The sequence below is a fragment of the Thiohalocapsa sp. ML1 genome (assembly GCF_001469165.1).
In the GTDB taxonomy this organism is placed as follows: Bacteria; Pseudomonadota; Gammaproteobacteria; order Chromatiales; family Chromatiaceae; genus Thiohalocapsa.
In genome coordinates this window covers 1-17,983 of the sequence record NZ_JABX01000035.1, presented here as the reverse complement: position 1 = coordinate 17,983, position 17,983 = coordinate 1, and the positions used below count along the sequence as shown (strand labels likewise).

The following is a 17,983-nucleotide window of genomic DNA, read 5'->3' as shown; positions in this document are numbered from 1 at the left end:
AGGTACTAGGTGCTAGGGGCTAGGGGCTAGGAAGGCAGAGCCTCAGACCGACCAGGACGCGGAGCGCTTTCTTGCGCAATCCGGTCGTCGCCGCAGATGAACCAAGGGCCGAGGGCCGAGGGCCGAGGAGGGCTCCCTTGGCCCTCGGCCCTTTTGCCTGCAAGCGCCTTGTCGTCGTGAAACTTGACTCATCTGCAAGCATTTGGCGCTGTCAAGCAATCCAGGTGCTAGGTGCTAGGTGCTAGGTGCTAGGGGCTAGGTGCTAGCCCCTCGCCCCTTCCTCACCGGCTCAGGTCCGGATTGCCCTCATCGAAGGCGCCGTGCACGTCGGTTTCGTCGCTGTACGGTGGCGGGCTGTCGGGCACGTTCGGGCCAAGGTCCGGGTTGTCCTCGGCGACCGGGTCCGGATAGCGCTCGACATCGTCGGTGCCGACCTGCTGCTCGGTGGCCGGCGGCCCCTCGTAGGGAATGCCGTTGCCGCGGGTGTCGATGAGGTCCGGGTTGCCCTCGGCGAAGCCGGGGTACTTCTCCACCGGGTCGATGGCGCTCTCAGGGCCGGGCTCGGCGACTTGGGCGATGGCCCCTTGGCCGAGCAGGACGGCGCTGCTGCCGAGCAGGCAGGTCATGAGGAGCAGGTCTTTGCGTCGCATGCTGTTGTCTCCCATAGTGGTATCTCCGCCTGGTGTACTCTCCTTCGGTCGTTCGGTCGTTCGGGGGATGAGTGACGCACCGTGCCGACGGCCGGGTCGCCGTTGGCATCGCCACTGCTGCTGAATTTGCTCGTCGCAAGAGCCTTGCCAGCGTCCGGCAAGCGCCTGCCCGCGTCGGACCAGAGCCTTGCGCGCGTCCGGCAATGCCGCGGGCGCGCGAGCGCGACGCCGCTTGGCGCTCGGCTTGGCGGATCGCGGCTGAAGCCGCTCCCACGGGTAGGGGCACCGCGCCGTTGCGGCGGTGGATATGCACCAGCGTTTGGCGCAAAACACCCGTCGGGATGATGTGCGAGCGCGCGTGGATCGTGGCGGCGGCTGGCACGGACCGGGCAAGCCGCGGGAGCCGCTCGCGCGGCGCCCCGACGGCGCGCTGGTATGGCATCTGCATCCGCGCTTTGGATGGCAACCCCAGCGCAGACCGAGCAACGCATGCAGCCGCGAGCCACGACGACCTCGATTCCGATTTCGATCCGGACACCCGGCACGAGCGGGCGAGCGCGCAGACGCGAAGCGGCGGCGTCGGCCCGCGGAGGCGCCCGTTGAGCACGAGCCGCCACCGCATGCCCTTCGGTGCCGAGCTCGACGACGGCGCCGTGCGCTTTCGGCTCTGGGCGCCGGCCGCGGAGCGCGTGGCGGTGGAGATCAGCAACGGCGACGCCGAGCCGCACCTGCTGGACCTGACGCCAGCCGGCAACGGCTGGTTCGAGCTCACCACCGAGGCCGCCGGCCCCGGCAGCCGCTACGGCTACCGCGTCACGGGCGCCCAGAGCGACGGCCGTCTGCCGCTGCCGGACCCGGCGTCGCGCTTCCAGCCCGAGGGCGTGCACGGCCCCAGCGAGGTCATTGACCCGACCGCCTTCTGCTGGCACCAGACCGGCCCCGGCTCCGACTGGCGCGGCATGCCATGGCAGACGGCCGTGATCTACGAGCTGCACGTCGGCTGCTTCTCGCGCGAGGGCAGCTTCGCGGGCGCCGCGCGGCGCTTGCAGCAGCTCGCTGACCTGGGCGTCACGGCGGTGGAGCTGATGCCGGTGGCGGCCTTCCCGGGCCGTCGCAACTGGGGCTACGACGGCGTGCTGCCCTTTGCCCCGGCCGCGAGCTACGGCCGCCCGGAAGATCTGAAGGCCTTTGTCGAGCAGGCCCACGCCCTCGGGCTCATGGTCCTGCTCGACGTCGTCTACAACCACTTCGGGCCTGAGGGGAACTACCTGCACCTCTACGCGCCGCAGTTCTTCACCGACCGCCACCAGACGCCCTGGGGCGACGGCATCAATTTCGATGGCGACGGCAGCCCGACGGTGCGCGACTTCTTCATCCAGAACGCGCTGTACTGGATCGAGGAATACCGGCTCGATGGGCTCCGGCTCGACGCCGTGCACGCCATCGCCGATGACTCGCCCACGCACATCCTCACCGATCTGGCCCGGGCCGTGGAGGCCGGTCCCGGCCAGCAGCGCCGCGTGCACCTGGTGCTTGAGAACGACGCCAACGAGGCGCACCGCCTCAAGGGCGACGCCCGCTCCCCCGGCCGCTATGCCGCGCAGTGGAACGATGATTTTCATCACGCCGCCCACGTGCTGCTGACGGGCGAGCGCGACGGCTACTACGCCGATTACGCCGAGGCGCCGGCCCGGTCGCTCGGCCGCTGCCTGGCGGAGGGCTTTGCGTACCAGGGCGAGGCGTCGGGTTTTCGCCATGGCGAGCCGCGCGGCGAGCCGAGCCGCCTGCTGCCGCCCACGGCCGTCGTGAATCTGCTCCAGAACCACGACCAAGTCGGCAACCGCGCCTTCGGCGAGCGGTTGCCCCAGCTCACCCGCCCGGAGGCGGTGCGTGCGGCCACCGCCGTGCTGCTGCTCGCGCCGTCGCCGCCGCTCCTGTTCATGGGCCAGGAGGTGGCCGCGGACAGCCCGTTCCTATTCTTCTGCGACTTCGGCCCGGACCTCGCCGAGGCCGTCACCGCGGGACGCCGGCGGGAGTTCTCGCGCTTTCTGCGCTTCGCCGACGAGGCCGCGCAGCAGGCCATCCCGGACCCGAACGCCCCCGCGACCTTCGCCCGCTCACGGCTCGACTGGTCCGATCTGGACCAGCCAGAGCATCGCGCCTGGCGCAGCTTCCACCGCCGGCTCCTGGCCCTGCGCCGCACCGAGATCGTGCCACGCCTCGTCGGCATGGGCGGCGCGTCCGGCACCGCCGTTGTCATCGGCGAGACGGGGCTCAGCGTGCGCTGGCAGCTCGGCGACGGCGCCACCCTGCAGCTCTTCGCCAATCTCGGCGAGCGCGAGCTGGCAGACGCAGCGCTCGCCACGCCGCTGGCCGCGCTCGCCCCGACCGACCGCCTGCACATGGAGCCCGCCACCGCCGAGTCGGCCCTCGCCGCCGGCCGGCTGCCGCCCTGGGGCGTCGCCTGGTATCTGACCCCGGCGGCCTCCGCGGCCTCCGCGGCCTCCGCGGCAACCCCGGAACCTGAGCAAGCCGGCTGACATGGACCCCACACCCGAGCTGGACCGACTCTGCCGGCACTTCGGTATCGCGGCCACGTACCGAGACTTCGCCGGCCAGGAGCGCCAGACCGACGACGCCACCCGCCGCGCGCTGCTCCGCGCCCTGGGCGTCCCGGCCGGCGACCCGGAAACCGAGGCCGAGAGCTTCGCGGCGGCCATCGAGGCCGAGTGGAGCCGCCCGTTGCCGCCGGTGCTGGTGCACCGCCAGGGCGACCCGGCGCCGACGCTGACGCTGACGCTGCCGGACACGGCCGATGCCGCACGCTGGTGCTTCGTACTGACCGAAGAAGACGGCCGCGAGCACGTCGGCCCCATCGACCTCAGCGCACTGCCGGTGGCGGCGGAGCGCGAGATGAACGGCGTGCGCTGGCGCCGCCGCAGCTTCTCGGTGTCGCCGCCGGCCGAGCTCGGCTATCACCGGCTCCGGCTCTGTCCGGGCGACCCGGCCGGCGAGGCCGTGGCCGCCACCACCCTCATCGTCGCGCCGCGCCAGTGTTGGCAGCCGCCGCGCGTGCCGGCAAAGACCTGGGGCCTGGTGACGCCGCTGCCCGCGGTGCGCTCAGCGCGCAACTGGGGCATCGGCGACTTCACGGACCTGACCCGGCTGGTGGAGGTCGCCGCCGCGGCCGGCGCCGGCATGGTGGCGCTGAACCCGCTGCACGCGCTGTTCCTGACCCGCCCGGAGCGGGCCGACCCCTACGGCCCGGCGAGCCGGCGCTATCTGAACCCGCTGTTCATCGACGTCGAGGCGCTGCCGGAGCTGTTCGAGAGCGAGCCGGCGCGCGAGTACGTGGACGGCGACGCCTTCCAGGCCGGGCTGCGGGCGCTGCGCGGCAGCCCGCGCATCGACTATGCCGGCGTCGCCGCCGCCAAGCTCGACGTGCTGAAACGGCTGTTCCGTCACTTCGAGGCCGAGCACCTCGCCAACGACAGCGAGCGCGCGCAGGACTTCCGCGTGTTCCTGGCGTCCGAGGGCGACTCGCTCGCGCGCTTTGCGCTGTTCCAGGCGCTGGCCGAGCATCTGAACGCGCAGCGCATGGACGCCGACGGCGGCGGCTTCGATGCCTGGCCCGCCGAGTATCGGGACCCGTACTCGCCCGCCGTGCAAGCCTTCGCCCGCGAAGAGCCCGCGCGGGTCGAGTTTTACGCCTGGCTGCAATGGCTCGCGGCGCAGCAGCTCGCCGGTGCCGCGGCGCGGGCGGCATCCCTCGGCATGGCCTACGGGCTCGCGCTCGACCTCGCCGTCGGCGCCGCGCCAGACGGCGCGGACCGCTGGGGCGCCACGCAGCGCTATGTCAGCGCCGCGCATGTCGGCGCCCCGCCGGATGAATTCAGCCCCAAAGGCCAGAACTGGCACGTGCTGGCCTGGCATCCGCAGCGGCTGCGCGAGGCCGCCTATGCGCCGCTCGCCGCGGAGCTGCGCGCGAGCATGCGCCACGCAGGCGCACTGCGGATCGATCATGTGATGGGCCTGATGCGGCTCTTTCTGGTGCCCGATGGCGCCCCACGCGGCACCGGCACCTACGTCGGCTATCCCTTCCAGGACCTGCTCGGCGTCGTCGCGCTGGAGAGCGTGCGCAATCGCTGCGTCATCATCGGCGAGGACCTGGGCACGGTGCCGGACGAGGTGCGCGCGGCCATCCCGGACTGGGGGCTCCTGTCGACGCGGGTGCTGTACTTCGAGCGCGACGCCGACGGCGGCTTTCTGCCACCCGAAGCCATCGAGCCCAACGCGCTCCTCACCGCCGCGACGCACGACCTGCCGCCGCTCGCGGGCTTCTGGGCCGGCGTGGACCTGGAGCAGCGCCGCGAGCTTGGCCTGTTCCCGACCCCCGAGGACTACGCCGAGCGCCTGCTGCAACGCACCCACGACCGCACGCGGCTCCTGCTCGCGCTGGAGCGCGCCGGACTGCTGCCGGCGGACACGAGCACGGACCCCGTTGCGGTGCCCGAGCTGACCCCGGCCCATGTCACCGCGGTGCAGCTGTATCTCGCCCGCTCGCCGGCGCGGCTGCTGCTGGTGCAGGTGGCAGACCTGCTCGGCGAGCGCGAGCAGACCAACCTGCCCGGCGCCGGCAAGGCCTATCCGAGCTACCAGCAGCGCCAGCCGCTGGCGTTGGAGCACTGGCTCGCGGAGCCCGCCGTCGCGCGCATGCTCGCGGCGCTGCGCCGGGAGCGCGGCGGTGCGGCCGAGCCGCCACCGATCCTCGACCACGAGCCCCTGGCCTGCGCCGGCACGGCGCCGCCCGAGACGGCCGGCACCGAGGCCGCCGCGTCGCCCGCAGACTCCGCGCCGCTCATGCCCACCATCCCCCGCGCCACCTACCGGCTGCAGTTGCACGCGGGCTTCGGCTTTGCCGACGCGGCGGCGCTGGTGCCCTATCTCGCCGAGCTCGGCGTGAGCCACGTCTACTGCTCGCCCTACTTCAAGGCCCGGCCCGGCAGCACCCACGGCTACGACGTGGTAGCACACGACCAGCTCAATCCGGAGCTGGGGGAGCGCACGGATTACGACCGCTTCTGCGCCGCGCTCGCCGAGCACGGCATGGGCCAGGTACTGGACATCGTGCCGAACCACGTCGGCATCATGGGCGCCGACAACGCCTGGTGGCTGGACGTGCTGGAGAACGGCCCCGCCGCCCGGCACGCGGCCTTCTTCGATATCGACTGGGCCCCGCTCAAGACGGAGCTGCGCGGCAAGGTGCTGGTGCCCGTGCTCGGCGGCCACTACGGCGACGTGCTGGACCATGGCGACCTCAAGCTCGTCTTCGACCGCGGCGGGTTCCGCGTCGAGTACTTCGAGCATCACTTCCCCATTGACCCGCGTGAGTACCCGCGCATCCTCGGCCCCGGCCTGCCGGCGCTGCGCGAGCGCCTGAAAGGCGACAGCGGCGAGGCCAGCCCGGCGCTCACCAGCTTCGAAAGCCTGGTCACGGCCTTCGGCAATCTGCCGCGGCGCGAGGCGCTCGACGCCGCCTCGCTGGCCGAACGCCGCCGCGACAAGGAGCTGCACAAGGCGCGCCTCGCGGAGCTGGTGGCCGACGACGCGGACCTCGCGCGCTACATCCAGGACTGCCTCAAGGCCTACAACGGCGCCGAGGAGTATTCCGCGGATAAGGGCCTGCTGCATGCGCTGCTGGAGGCGCAGGCCTACCGGCTCGCGCACTGGCGCGTGGCCGGCGACGAGATCAACTACCGGCGCTTCTTCGACATCAACGACCTGGCGGCGCTGCGCATGGAGCATCCGGAGACCTTCGATGCCGTGCATGGGCTGGTGTTGGCGCTGATCGGCGAGGGCTGCATCCACGGGCTACGCATCGACCACCCCGACGGGCTCTACGACCCGGCGGGCTACTTCCAGCGCCTGCAACTAAAGGCCGCCGAGGTGCTGGCGCCGACCCGCACGCCACGCGACGACGACCGGCCGCTGTACCTCCTGGCCGAGAAGATCCTCGCCGCCGACGAGCAACTGCGCGCCGACTGGGCCGTGCACGGCACCACCGGTTACGAGTTTGCGGCCCTGTGCGATGCGCTGCTGGTGGACCCCGCCGGCGCCGAGCCGCTGGCGGACTGCTACACGGAGTGCACTGGCCGCGCGCTCGGCTTTGCCGACGAGACCTACCAGGCCAAGCAGATGGTCATGCAGCACATGCTCGCGAGCGAGCTGCACCTGCTCGCGAGCGAGCTCTCGCGCATCTCGGAGCTGGACCCGCACACCCGCGACTACACGCTGCAGGCGCTGCGCGGCGCGCTGCTGGAGGTGGTCGCGTGCTTCCCGGTGTATCGGACCTATCTGTCCGAGCGCGGCGGCTCCGACACCGATCGCCATCAGGTGCTAAAAGCCGTCTCCGAGGCGCGCCGGCGCGCCGACGCGCCGGATCTCAGCGTGCTCGACTTTGTTCGCGACGTGCTGCTGACGGACATTGCCGACGGCAAGCCCGAGCGCTATCGGGAGCGCGTGCTGCGCCTCGCGCTCAAGTTCCAGCAATACACGGCGCCGGTCACGGCCAAGGGCGTCGAGGACACGGCGTTCTACCGCTGGCATCGGCTGGTGGCGCTGAATGACGTGGGCGGGGAGCCCGAGCGCTGCGGCATCGACATCGAGACCTTCCACCGCGCCTGCCAGCGACGGCTGGGCGACTGGCCGCACGGCATGCTCGCCGGCTCCACGCACGACAGCAAGCGCTCCGAGGATGTCCGCGCGCGCCTCGCCGCGCTGTCGGAGCTGCCGCGGCTCTGGTGCGCGCGGGTGCAGCGCTGGGGGCTTTTGAACCGCCGGCTGCATCGCGCCGACGCGGCGGGCCGGCCGCTGCCGGACGCAAACGCGGAATACCTGCTCTACCAAACCCTGCTCGGCGTCTGGCCGGAGCCCGAGAACGGCACGGCGCCGGACCGCACCGCCCAGACGAGCCTGCAGGCGCGCGTGCGCGACTACATGATCAAGGCCGCGCGCGAGGCCAAGCTCCACACCGCCTGGACCAACCCGGACCCGGCCTACGAGGAGGCATTGGCCGGCTTCGTGGACGCGGTGATGGACCCCGAGCGCAGCGCTGCCTTTCTGGAGGACTTCGACCTACTGCTGCGGCCCATCGCCCAGCTCGGCCGGCTGAACAGCCTGACCTTGACGCTGCTGCGGCTCGCCGCACCGGGCGTGCCGGACATCTACCAGGGCACGGAGCTCGGCACCCTCAGCCTGGTGGATCCGGACAATCGCCGGCCGGTGGACTTCCGGCTGCGCCGGGCGCTGCTCGCGGAGCTGCCGGAGCCGAGTGCCGACGCGCCCATCACGCCGCCCTCGTGGCGGCACCCGGAGGGGCGCGCCAAGCTGCACCTGATCCACCAGGCGCTCAAGGTTCGGGCCGAGACACCAAGGCTCTTCGCCGCAGGCGACTATGTGCCGCTCGGGGTCGAGGGACCGCTTGCGAACCATGTCATCGCCTTCGCGCGGGTGCACGCGGGCCAGGCCGCGCTCGCCGTGGCGCCGCGGCTCTTGGCGCCGCTGCTGCTCGGCTACGGCGTCGGCGAGCCCCGGCCCACCACCGTGGACCTGGGCAAGGCCGCCCGGCGCGATCCCTTCGCGCACCCGAGCTGGGAGGCCACCTTCATCGACGTGCCCGCCCGCCACTGGCAGGACCGGCTCACGGGCGGCGGGCTGGAGGCGCTCACGGACGACGGCGCGGAGCGCCTCTGCGCCGCCGACCTGCTACGGCGCTTTCCGGTGGCTTTCCTGACCAGCGGCGACGCCGCCGATCCGGGCTGAGGCCCTAGATTGCTTGACGGCACCAAGTGTTTGCTAACAAGGCAAGTTTCACGAGTTTGCTAATGAGGCAAGTTTCACGACAACACGGCGGTTGCAGGCCAAAGGGCCGAGGGCCGAGGGCCAAGGGAGCCCTCCCCGGCCCTCGGCCCTTGACCTTTGGCCCTGGGCTCACCTGCGGCGACGACCGAGAGATAGCGCCGTGAGCCTCCTCGTCGCCGACCGTGGGCACGCGCATATCGGCACCTCCGGCTGGTACTACGACGCCTGGGAGGGCCCCTTCTACCCGCCGGACCTGCCGCCGACAAAGCGGCTCGACTACTACGGCGCGCGGCTCGACAGCGCCGAGATCGACAGCAGCTTCTACCACCTGCCGAGCGTGGAGACGCTGGAGCGCTGGTGCGCGCGGGTGCCGTCGGACTTCGTCTTCGCGGCCAAGGCGAGCCGCTACATCACGCACATGAAGAAGCTGAACGACCCGGCGGAGAGCCTGGACCGCCTGGTGACGCGCATGGACATCCTCGGCGAGCGCCTCGGCCCCATCCTGTTCCAACTGCCACCAGGCTGGCATCGCAACACCGAGCGCCTCGCCGCCTTCCTGGACCGGCTGGACGACCGCCACCGCTGGGCCTTCGAGCTCCGCGACCCTAGCTGGATCGACGACACGACCCTCGCGCTGCTGCGGCGCCACAACGCCGCCTTCTGCATCTACGAGCTCGACGGCTGGCGCTCGCCCGCGCACATCACGTCCGACTTCGTCTACATCCGTCTGCACGGCCCGGGCGCCGCCTACCAGGGCAGCTACGACAGCGCCGCGCTGGGGCACTGGGCGCGCGCCATCCGCGCCTGGTGCGCCAAGGGACTCGACGTCTACTGCTACTTCGACAACGACGAAGCCGGCTATGCGGTGCAGAACGCGCTGGCGCTCAGGGAGCGGCTTGCACGGCAGGCGGCCGCGTCGCCCGCCATCCCGGCCTGACACCGTCGGGGCCGGCAGCCCTGACGAGTGCAGCGGCCGGGCCGCGGCGGAGAGTCGACCGCCAGGTCGACTCCGCGACGCGAAATCAGTGCATCCCGCTCTGTGGGTGTTGACCCTCGGCTCTTTTGCCTGCAAGCGCCGTGTCGTCGCGCTTCACCTGCGGCGACCAGCGGATTTGCACCGGCAAGTCCAGACGGGGCTCGCGGCGCCGCGGACCAGCGCCGGTCTCAGCCCCCGTGTCCGACCACCGTGAAGCCCGCCCAGGCCTTGGGATGGGAGTAAGCGCCGGTGGCGATGATGCCGAGCTGGCTCTGGCGCAGTGCCTCGGCGCTGGTCATGCCGGGGGTGGAGAGCTTGCGGAAGGATTGCACCAAGAGCTCCGTCGTCGTTAGCGACGGGACCTCCCAGTGGCTGACCAGCAGGTTGCGTGCGCCGGCGAAGAAGAAGGTCCGCGCCAGACCGGACAACGCCTCGCCGCTCTCGCCACCGCCGCCGGTGTCGCAGGCGGACAGCACCACCAGGTCCGCGTCCATCTTGAGCTCCGCCGCCACCTCGCTCGCCTCCAGCAGGCCGTCGGCGTAGGCGCCACTGCCCGGCGTGGTCACCAGCGCGGCGTCGTTGAGGCAGGCGAGCTTGCTCGGCAACAGACCATGCGTGGCGAAGGAGACGATGCGGTAGCGGTCCAGCGGGCGCTGCTTCACCGCCCGCTCCGTGAAGGCGCGCCCGAGCACGACGCTGCCGGGGCCGGCGCCCAGGGCCTTCGCGCTCTCCCGGATCTCGAAGGCGGTGTCCGGCAGCGGCGCAAAGTTGGCGATGAGCCCGGCCTCTTGTGCGCACTGCGCGGAGCGCGTCATGCCGGCGCCGGCCAGCACCGCAGAGGTGTTGCCGCCGGGGAGGGGATCGCCGAAGCCGAGGAACGGATAGCGCGCCTGCGACGGCTTGGCATCGCGCAGGCTCGCGAAGGACTGCACCGCCGGTGCCAGCGTCAGCGCGTGCCGCGCGACCATGAAGGTGACGCCGGAATAGTCGAAGCCCGAGACCGGCGGCGGCGGCTCCACCACGAGCATCGCGAAGGGCAGGCTCAACAGGTCGCCGGACGGTATGGTGACCAAGTGCCGCAGCGCGCTCAGCTCCGCCGTGACGGGTCCGTAGAGCGTCTGGTAGAGCCGGTAGGCCGCGTCCACCGGATAGGGCGGGATGTCCAGCGGGTCCTCCACGGGCGCACGCAGCGCGGCGACGATGCGCCGCGCCTCGGCGCTGGTCAGCTCGACGGGATAGATGCGGATGTCGTCGCGGGTGACCAGGAAGCCGACGCCGCCGTCGGCGCCGATCAGGAGCTGCGACAGCCCCTCGCCGGCGCGCAGGCCCTGCTGCACCCGGCCGACCGGGATTGCCTCGAACAGCACGAGCTGGTTGTACTGCGGCGACGCGGACTGAACCTCCAGCTCCAGGCCCTGCAGCGCCGCGTTGATCTCCTCGTAGCGCCGGCGCAGCGCCTCGGTGGCGGGCGCGCTGGCGGCGCCGGCGACGTCGAGTTGCTCGCGCACGCGCTCGCGCTCACGCTGGGCGTCCTGGATGTCGCGAATCAGGCCGCTCACGGCCTGGTCGCCGGATTCGAGCCGCGCCGTGACCTCGGCGATCTGCCGAGTCACGGTGGCGCTGGTGACAAGCTGCGCGGCCTCGAACAGCTCCGCCGCGAGCGCCTTGCCGCCACGCTTGGCGCCGATGCGGAAGTACGGCATGGCTGCGTCCACGTCTACGCTCCCGCCCTGCTCCGCAAACACCGCAAAGCCTTCGCGGAAGGCGTTGAGCGCCTGCCCCTCTTTGCCCTGGCGCGCGTTGATGCGCCCGAGCGCGAGCCAGGCCAGCCCGCCGCTGCGCGAGCGCCCGACCAGGCCCGCGTCGGTGGCGACGGCGGACTTGAGCAGGCGCTCAGCCTTGCCGAGCTGCCCGCGGCGCTCGGCGATCTCGGCCCCGAGCACGTCGAGCTGCACCGACCAGGTGCGCGGCGCCTGCGGGTTCTGCGCATAGAGCTTGCGTGCCTGCGTAAGCTCCGTCTCGGCGGCATCCACCCGACCCTGATTCAGCAGCGTGCGGGTCTCCACCATGCTGCTCTTGACGGCGTTCGCCCAGGCGCTCGCGCCTTCGCTGGCAAGCAGATCCGCCCCTGTGGTGGCCGTGAGCAGGCCGGAGGTCGCCGTGAATTCGTGCCCGGCGGTGAGGTCGAAGGCGCCGGTGTCGCCGGCGTAGCCCTGGGCCTGGAAGAGCCGGGTGGCCTCGCCGGCGAGTGCGGCGGCCTCCGCGTTGCGCCGCTGGTTGGCCAAATGCATGGCGCGATAGCCGGCGAGCCGCGCCCGGTCGACGCCGACGTTGCCGGAGCCGGGCAGGGCCGCATCGGCGCGCTCGAACATCGCCTCGGCGGCGTCGAACTTGCGCTGGTTGCTCAGCTCCAGGGCGATGTGCATCGCGAGGAAGGCCACCTGCTCCGCGCGCTCCTGCTCGGCCACGGTCAGCGCGCGGCGGTACTGCTGCTCGGCGAGCGCGTACTCCCCGCGTCGATTGTGGTAGCGGGCGAGCCGGCGCAGGTCGTTGTACTGGGTGATGTCGCGGATGTCGAAGTCGGCGCCGGCGAGCCGACCTTGCAGCCGGCGCATCTCTTCGGACTCGTCGCCACCGAGGGCGTCCGCCGCGCGCCGGCCGCTGAGTGCGCCGATGGCCTGCTCCATCGGGCCGAAGGCGCTCGGGATGCTGTCGGCCAGATAGACCTTGTCGCCGATCTGCACCGCCAACGCCTGGAAGGCCCAGCCGCCCTTCTGCAGCCGGCAGTCCATGGCGATGGCCGCAACGCCGTCCAGCACCGAGGTGCCCGTGGGGACGTCGCAGTCGAGGAACTGCTCCAGACGCGTGCGCCACCAGCCGTCGCGCGCCAGCGACTCCGCCGACCCGGCTCCGACCCCGGCAACGAAGAGCGAGCCGCTCGGCTGCTCCCAACGCCCGCACTGCAGGCTGTAGTAGCGCGCGCCGGCCTCGGCGATCTTCGCCGGCGCCGGGCGGCCCGACAGCGTGCAGGGCTCGCCGCTCTGGTTCGTGCCGACATCGAGGTCGACCGCGGTGCCGTCGTCGCCGACCGGCGTCGCCGCACAGCCCGCGAGCAGCAGTGCCGCGAGCGTTGCGCTCGCGCCGCATGCCGATAGCCGGCGCAGGGCTGCGCGGATGTGGCGGGGCCGCGGCTCAGTCATGGTCATGCTCCTGATCGTACTCGTCGCCGTCGCCGTCATCGTCGTCATCGAGCCCTGCCGAGCCATCGTCCGCCGGCCCCCAGAGCGCCTCGTTCCCGTCACTGAGGTACAGGATGTCCTCGTCATCATCGACCCCGTAGTCCGGGATCGCATAGGCCTCGGCGAGGGAGCCGCTGAAGTAGCGCGCCAGGATCAGCGTTGAGTCCACCACCGTCGCAAGCTCGTCCATCTGGCTCTGGATCAGCACGCCGCTGAGATCATAGGTGGAGAGGACGCGGCGGCCGGCGTCGAGCGTTGTGGTGCCGTTGTCGGCGATGAGCAGGGCGCTGATGAAGATGTCGCTGTTCGGGCCCTCCGTCGCCAACAGGATGTCGCCTGTGCCGATGATGCGGATATCCTCGGTCACGTCGAGCCGACCATGGTCCGGCGGCGAGCCGTCGCCGAGGGTGCGGACCTCGACATTGCCGTTGGTGGCGGTGATGCCGGCGAGGGGTTGCGAGCCGGTGGTGCGGCCGATGATCAGGTTGCCCTGCCCACCGTCGATCTGGGTCAGGAAGACCCCGCCGCCGTCCGCCTGGGCCGCGACCGTCGCGATGTCCATCAGGATCGGGGCAGCCGATTCGCCGACAGCACCCCCGGCCCGCAGCGCCAGGGAACCGCGATCGTTCACCGAGGCGCTGATGACACCGGGGCCGATGGAGCGGATATTGCTGCTCGCAAACAGCTCGATGTCGCCCGTGCCGGTGCGAATGTCCGACAAGATCAAGAGCTCGTTCCCGGCTCGCAGCAGGATGTCGCTGCCGCCGGCCGACACCGGCGCGCCGATGGTCATGGTCCCGCCGGAGCTCCCCTCGATGTCCCCCGAGCCGGTGCTCACGCCCTGGTTGAAGCCGAAGGTCACCGCATCGCGCTCGCCGATGTAGATGTCCCCGCTGCCGGTGACGGCGTCGATGCGCTCCACCGCGGTGTCGATGTCCCCGTCGCCGACGGCGCCGATGCCGGTGGCGGCGAGCAGGATCAAGTCGCGGCCGAGGAAGTTCTCGTTGCCGATGCCGTCGCCGGACGGGCTGGCATCGAGGATGCGCCCGCCGGTGCTCTGCACGCGCAGGTCCGTGCCCGCTTGGACGCGGCCGACGCCGATGTTCTGCGCCGCGGTCAGTTGCACCGGACCGCCGGCGGTGTAGCGCGTCCCGCCGTCCATGGTCAGTGCACCGCTGCCTGCATTGGCGACGATGGCGCCATTCGCGCTCACGTGGCCGGCCGCACCATGGGTGATGCCGCCGGCGGCGGAGAGCGTCGCATTGTTGCCGGCGCTGACGGCGGCGTCGATGCGCTGGCCGGCGCTGCTGGTCAGCCTGGCCTCCCCCCCGGCCGTGACGGCGGCGTTGACGGTCTGGGTACCGATGCTGGTCAGCGAGATATTGCCGCTGCCGGTGGTAGTGACGGCCTGGGCGACGGTAAGCGCGCCGCCGTTGGTCACGCGGATCTCTGCACCCGGCGCCCCGGTTGTCACGGGAGCCGTTGCGCCGAGTTGGAGATCGCTCGCCTCGGCGATGAAGATCCCGCCGGTGCCGGACCTTGCGTTGATGCGCTCGACATTCGTGTCCAGCGCACGACTGGCCGTGCCGATACTGCCGCCGGCGTCGAGGTCGGCTAGGCCGGCGGCGATCACGCCGCCGGTGAGGCTGCCGCCCGCGCTGACGTTCGCGGTGCCGGCGCTGATGCCGCTGCCGACGACGACGATGCTCGCGTCCGCGCCCAAGGTCGCCGTGCCCGCGGTCTGGACGTCGTTGAAGGTGACGTCGCCGCCGCTTTGGTCGAAGTCGATGCGATCTCCGCTGCGGCTGCGCAACTGCTCGACCGTCACCGCGTCGGCGAGGGTGTTGTCGAGGTCGATGGCGCCGTTGACGGCGTCGGCATCGAGCACCGCGGCTCGGGTCCGTACCGCCGTGGCGGCACCGATGCCCAGGCCGGCGTCGAGCTCGACGCGCTGCGCCACGAGCGCATGCGTGGGATCGGTCGGGCCGTCGATGGCGCCCGCGGCGCTGACGGCGATCTCGTCGTCTTCGGCGGTGACGGTGCCTTCGAGCGCGATGTCGCCGCTGCCGGTGGCGCTGAGGGCGATGTCGGCACCCGTGCCGTCGGCGGTGACCGGGCCGCTGACCGTCAGCTCGGCGCCAGCGCCCGCGCTGGGGTTGGCATTGGCGATGTCGATGCCGCCGTCGGCGGTGCTCGCGGCCTGAATCTCCAGGCTGCCGCCGCCCGTCTGGTCGAAGTCGATGCCGCCGGTGCCGAGCGCGCGCAGGCCGGTGACGGTGACGTCCGCGGCCAGGGCGTTGGCGATGGTGATGCCGCCGGTGGCGCTCTCGGCATCGAGGGTCTGCGCCGCTGTGGTGACGTTGATCTCGCCACCCGCGTCGAGGTCGGCTAGGCCGGCGGCGATCACGCCGCCGGTGAGGCTGCCGCCCGCGCTGACGTTCGCGGTGCCGGCGCTGATGCCGCTGCCGCCGACGACGATGCTCGCGTCCGCGCCCAAGGTCGCCGTGCCCGCGGTCTCGACGTCGTTGAAGGTGACGTCGCCGCCGCTTTGGTCGAAGTCGATGCGATCTCCGCTGCGGCTGCGCAACTGCTCGACCGTCACCGCGTCGGCGAGGGTGTTGTCGAGGTCGATGGCGCCGTTGACGGCGTCGGCATCGAGCACCGCGGCTCGGGTCCGTACCGCCGTGGCGGCACCGATGCCCAGGCCGGCGTCGAGCTCGACGCGCTGCGCCACGAGCGCATGCGCGGGATCGGTCGGGCCGTCGATGGCGCCCGCGGCGCTGACGGCGATCTCGTCGTCTTCGGCGGTGACGGTGCCTTCGAGCGCGATGTCGCCGCTGCCGGTGGTGGCGAGGGCGATGTCGGCATCGGCGCCGTCGGCGGTGACCGGGCCGCTGACCGTCAGCTCGGCGCCAGCGCCCGCGCTGGGGTTGGCATTGGCGATGTCGATGCCGCCGTCGGCGGTGCTCGCGGCCTGGATCTCCAGGCTGCCGCCGCCCGTCTGGTCGAAGTCGATGCCGCCGGTGCCGAGCGCACGCAGGCCGGTGACGGTGACGTCCGCGGCCAGGGCGTTGGCGATGGTGATGCCGCCGGTGGCGCTCTCGGCATCGAGGATCTGCGCCGTTGTGGTGACGTTGATCTCGCCACCCGCGTCGAGGTCGGCTAGGCCGGCGGCGATCACGCCGCCGGTGAGGCTGCCGCCCGCGCTGACGTTCGCGGTGCCGGCGCTGATGCCGCTGCCGCCGACGACGATGCTCGCGTCCGCGCCCAAGGTCGCCGTGCCCGCGGTCTCGACGTCGTTGAAGGTGACGTCGCCGCCGCTTTGGTCGAAGTCGATGCGATCTCCGCTGCGGCTGCGCAACTGCTCGACCGTCACCGCGTCGGCGAGGGTGTTGTCGAGGTCGATGGCGCCGTTCACGGCGTCGGCATTGAGTGCTTCGGCGCGGGTCTGCACCGCCGCGACGGCGCCGATGCCCAAACCGGCGTCGAGCTCGACACGCTGCGCGATGAGCGCCTGCGCGGGATCGGTCGGGCCGTCGATGGCGCCCGCGGCGCTGACGGCGATCGCGTCGTCGTCGGCGGTGACGGTGCTTTCGAGCGCGATGTCGCCGCTGCCGGTGGTGCTGAGGGCGATGTCGGCACCCGTGCCGTCGGCGGTGACCGGCCCGCTGACCGTCAGCTCGGCGCCGGGGCCCGCGGTCGGGTCGGAGTTGGCGATGTCGATGCCGCCGTCGGCGGTGCTGGCGGCCTGAATCTCCAGGCTGCCGCCGCCCGCTTGGTCGAAGTCGATGCCGCCGGTGCCGAGCGCGCGCAACGCGGTGACGGTGACGTCCTCGGCCAGGGTGTTGACGATGCGGATGCCGCCGGTGGCGCTGTCGGCGATCATGGTCCGCGCCGCGGTGGTGACGTTGATCTCGCCACCCGCGTCGAGGTCGGCCAGGCCGGCGGCGATCACGCCACCGGTGAGGCTGCCGCCGGCGCTGACGTTCGCGGTGCCGGCGCTGATGCCGCTGCCGCCGACGACGATGCTCGCGTCCGCGCCCAAGGTCGCCGTACCCGCGGTCCGGACGTCGTTGAAGGTGACGTTGCCGCCGCTTTGGTCGAAGTCGATCGCGCCGCCGCTTTGGCTGCGCAACTGCTCGACCGTCACCGCGTCGGCGAAGGTGTTGTCGAGGTCGATGGCGCCGTTCACGGCGTCGGCATTGAGTGCTTCGGCGCGGGTCTGCACCGCCGCGACGGCGCCGATGCCCAAACCGGCGTCGAGCTCGACACGCTGCGCGATGAGCGCCTGCGCGGGATCGGTCGGGCCGTCGATGGCGCCCGCGGCGCTGACGGCGATCGCGTCGTCGTCGGCGGTGACGGTGCTTTCGAGCGCGATGTCGCCGCTGCCGGTGGTGCTGAGGGCGATGTCGGCACCCGTGCCGTCGGCGGTGACCGGGCCGCTGACCGTCAGCTCGGCGCCGGGGCCCGCGGTCGGGTCGGAGTTGGCGATGTCGATGCCGCCGTCGGCGGTGCTCGCGGCCTGAATCTCCAGGCTGCCGCCGCCCGCTTGGTCGAAGTCGATGCCGCCGGTGCCGAGCGCGCGCAGGCCGGTGACGGTGACGTCCGCGGCCAGGGCGTTGGCGATGGTGATGCCGCCGGTGGCGCTCTCGGCATCGAGGGTCTGCGCCGCTGTGGTGACGTTGATGAGATTCCCGGCGTCGAGGTTGGCCGTCCCGGCACCGATTACGCCGCCGGTGATGCTGCCGCCCGCATCGAGGTTGGCGGTGCCGGCGCTGATGCCGGTTTCGGCGACGACGAGGTTGGCGCTCGCGCCCAAGGTCGCCGTGCCCGCGGTCCGGACGTCGTTGAAGGTGACGTTGCCGCCGCTTTGGTCGAAGTCGATCGCGCCGCCGCTTTGGCTGCGCAACTGCTCGACCGTCACCGCGTCGGCGAAGGTGTTGTCGAGGTCGATGGCGCCGTTCACGGCGTCGGCATTGAGTGCTTCGGCGCGGGTCTGCACCGCCGCGACGGCGCCGATGCCCAAACCGGCGTCGAGCTCGACACGCTGCGCGATGAGCGCCTGCGCGGGATCGGTCGGGCCGTCGATGGCGCCCGCGGCGCTGACGGCGATCGCGTCGTCGTCGGCGGTGACGGTGCCTTCGAGCGCGATGTCGCCGCTGCCGGTGGTGCTGAGGGCGATGTCGGCACCCGTGCCGTCGGCGGTGACCGGGCCGCTGACCGTCAGCTCGGCGCCGGGGCCCGCGGTCGGGTCGGAG

The 17,983-nt window shown here is 72.0% G+C and carries 6 protein-coding genes; 3 read left to right on the top strand and 3 right to left on the bottom strand.

Translation table 11 applies throughout. From position 1 onward, the window contains the following. Positions 1 to 281: 281 nt before the first annotated feature. Positions 282 to 650: a hypothetical protein gene (locus ML01_RS19225; protein ID WP_156427858.1), complete on the bottom strand. Its 369-nt coding sequence runs from the start codon at positions 648 to 650 to the stop codon at positions 282 to 284. Between the two features lie 599 nt (positions 651 to 1,249). On the opposite strand from ML01_RS19225, the gene treZ reads away from it, so the two are divergent. From treZ to ML01_RS19210, 3 genes are all read left to right on the top strand, one after another. Beyond that, on the top strand, positions 1,250 to 3,190 hold the full coding sequence (treZ, locus tag ML01_RS19220; protein ID WP_254045319.1) for a malto-oligosyltrehalose trehalohydrolase: 1,941 nt from the start codon (positions 1,250 to 1,252) through the stop codon (positions 3,188 to 3,190). Position 3,191: 1 nt separating this feature from the next. Then, complete coding sequence (gene treY / locus ML01_RS19215) at positions 3,192 to 8,471, top strand: malto-oligosyltrehalose synthase (RefSeq protein WP_058557014.1); 5,280 nt, start codon at positions 3,192 to 3,194, stop codon at positions 8,469 to 8,471. Positions 8,472 to 8,670: 199 nt separating this feature from the next. Next, on the top strand, positions 8,671 to 9,447 hold the full coding sequence (locus ML01_RS19210) for a DUF72 domain-containing protein (protein ID WP_058557013.1): 777 nt from the start codon (positions 8,671 to 8,673) through the stop codon (positions 9,445 to 9,447). A 227-nt stretch (positions 9,448 to 9,674) separates the two neighbouring features. Here the strand turns inward: ML01_RS19210 and ML01_RS29045 are convergent, their stop codons facing one another. Beyond that, positions 9,675 to 12,686 carry a CHAT domain-containing tetratricopeptide repeat protein gene (locus ML01_RS29045; RefSeq protein WP_058557012.1) on the bottom strand — a complete coding sequence of 1,004 codons (3,012 nt, stop codon included), beginning with the start codon at positions 12,684 to 12,686 and terminating at the stop codon, positions 9,675 to 9,677. Beyond that, positions 12,679 to 17,983: hypothetical protein (locus ML01_RS29715; RefSeq protein WP_162268065.1), on the bottom strand; the 5,305-nt coding region annotated here is incomplete at its 5' end. The genes ML01_RS29715 and ML01_RS29045, both read right to left, overlap by 8 nt.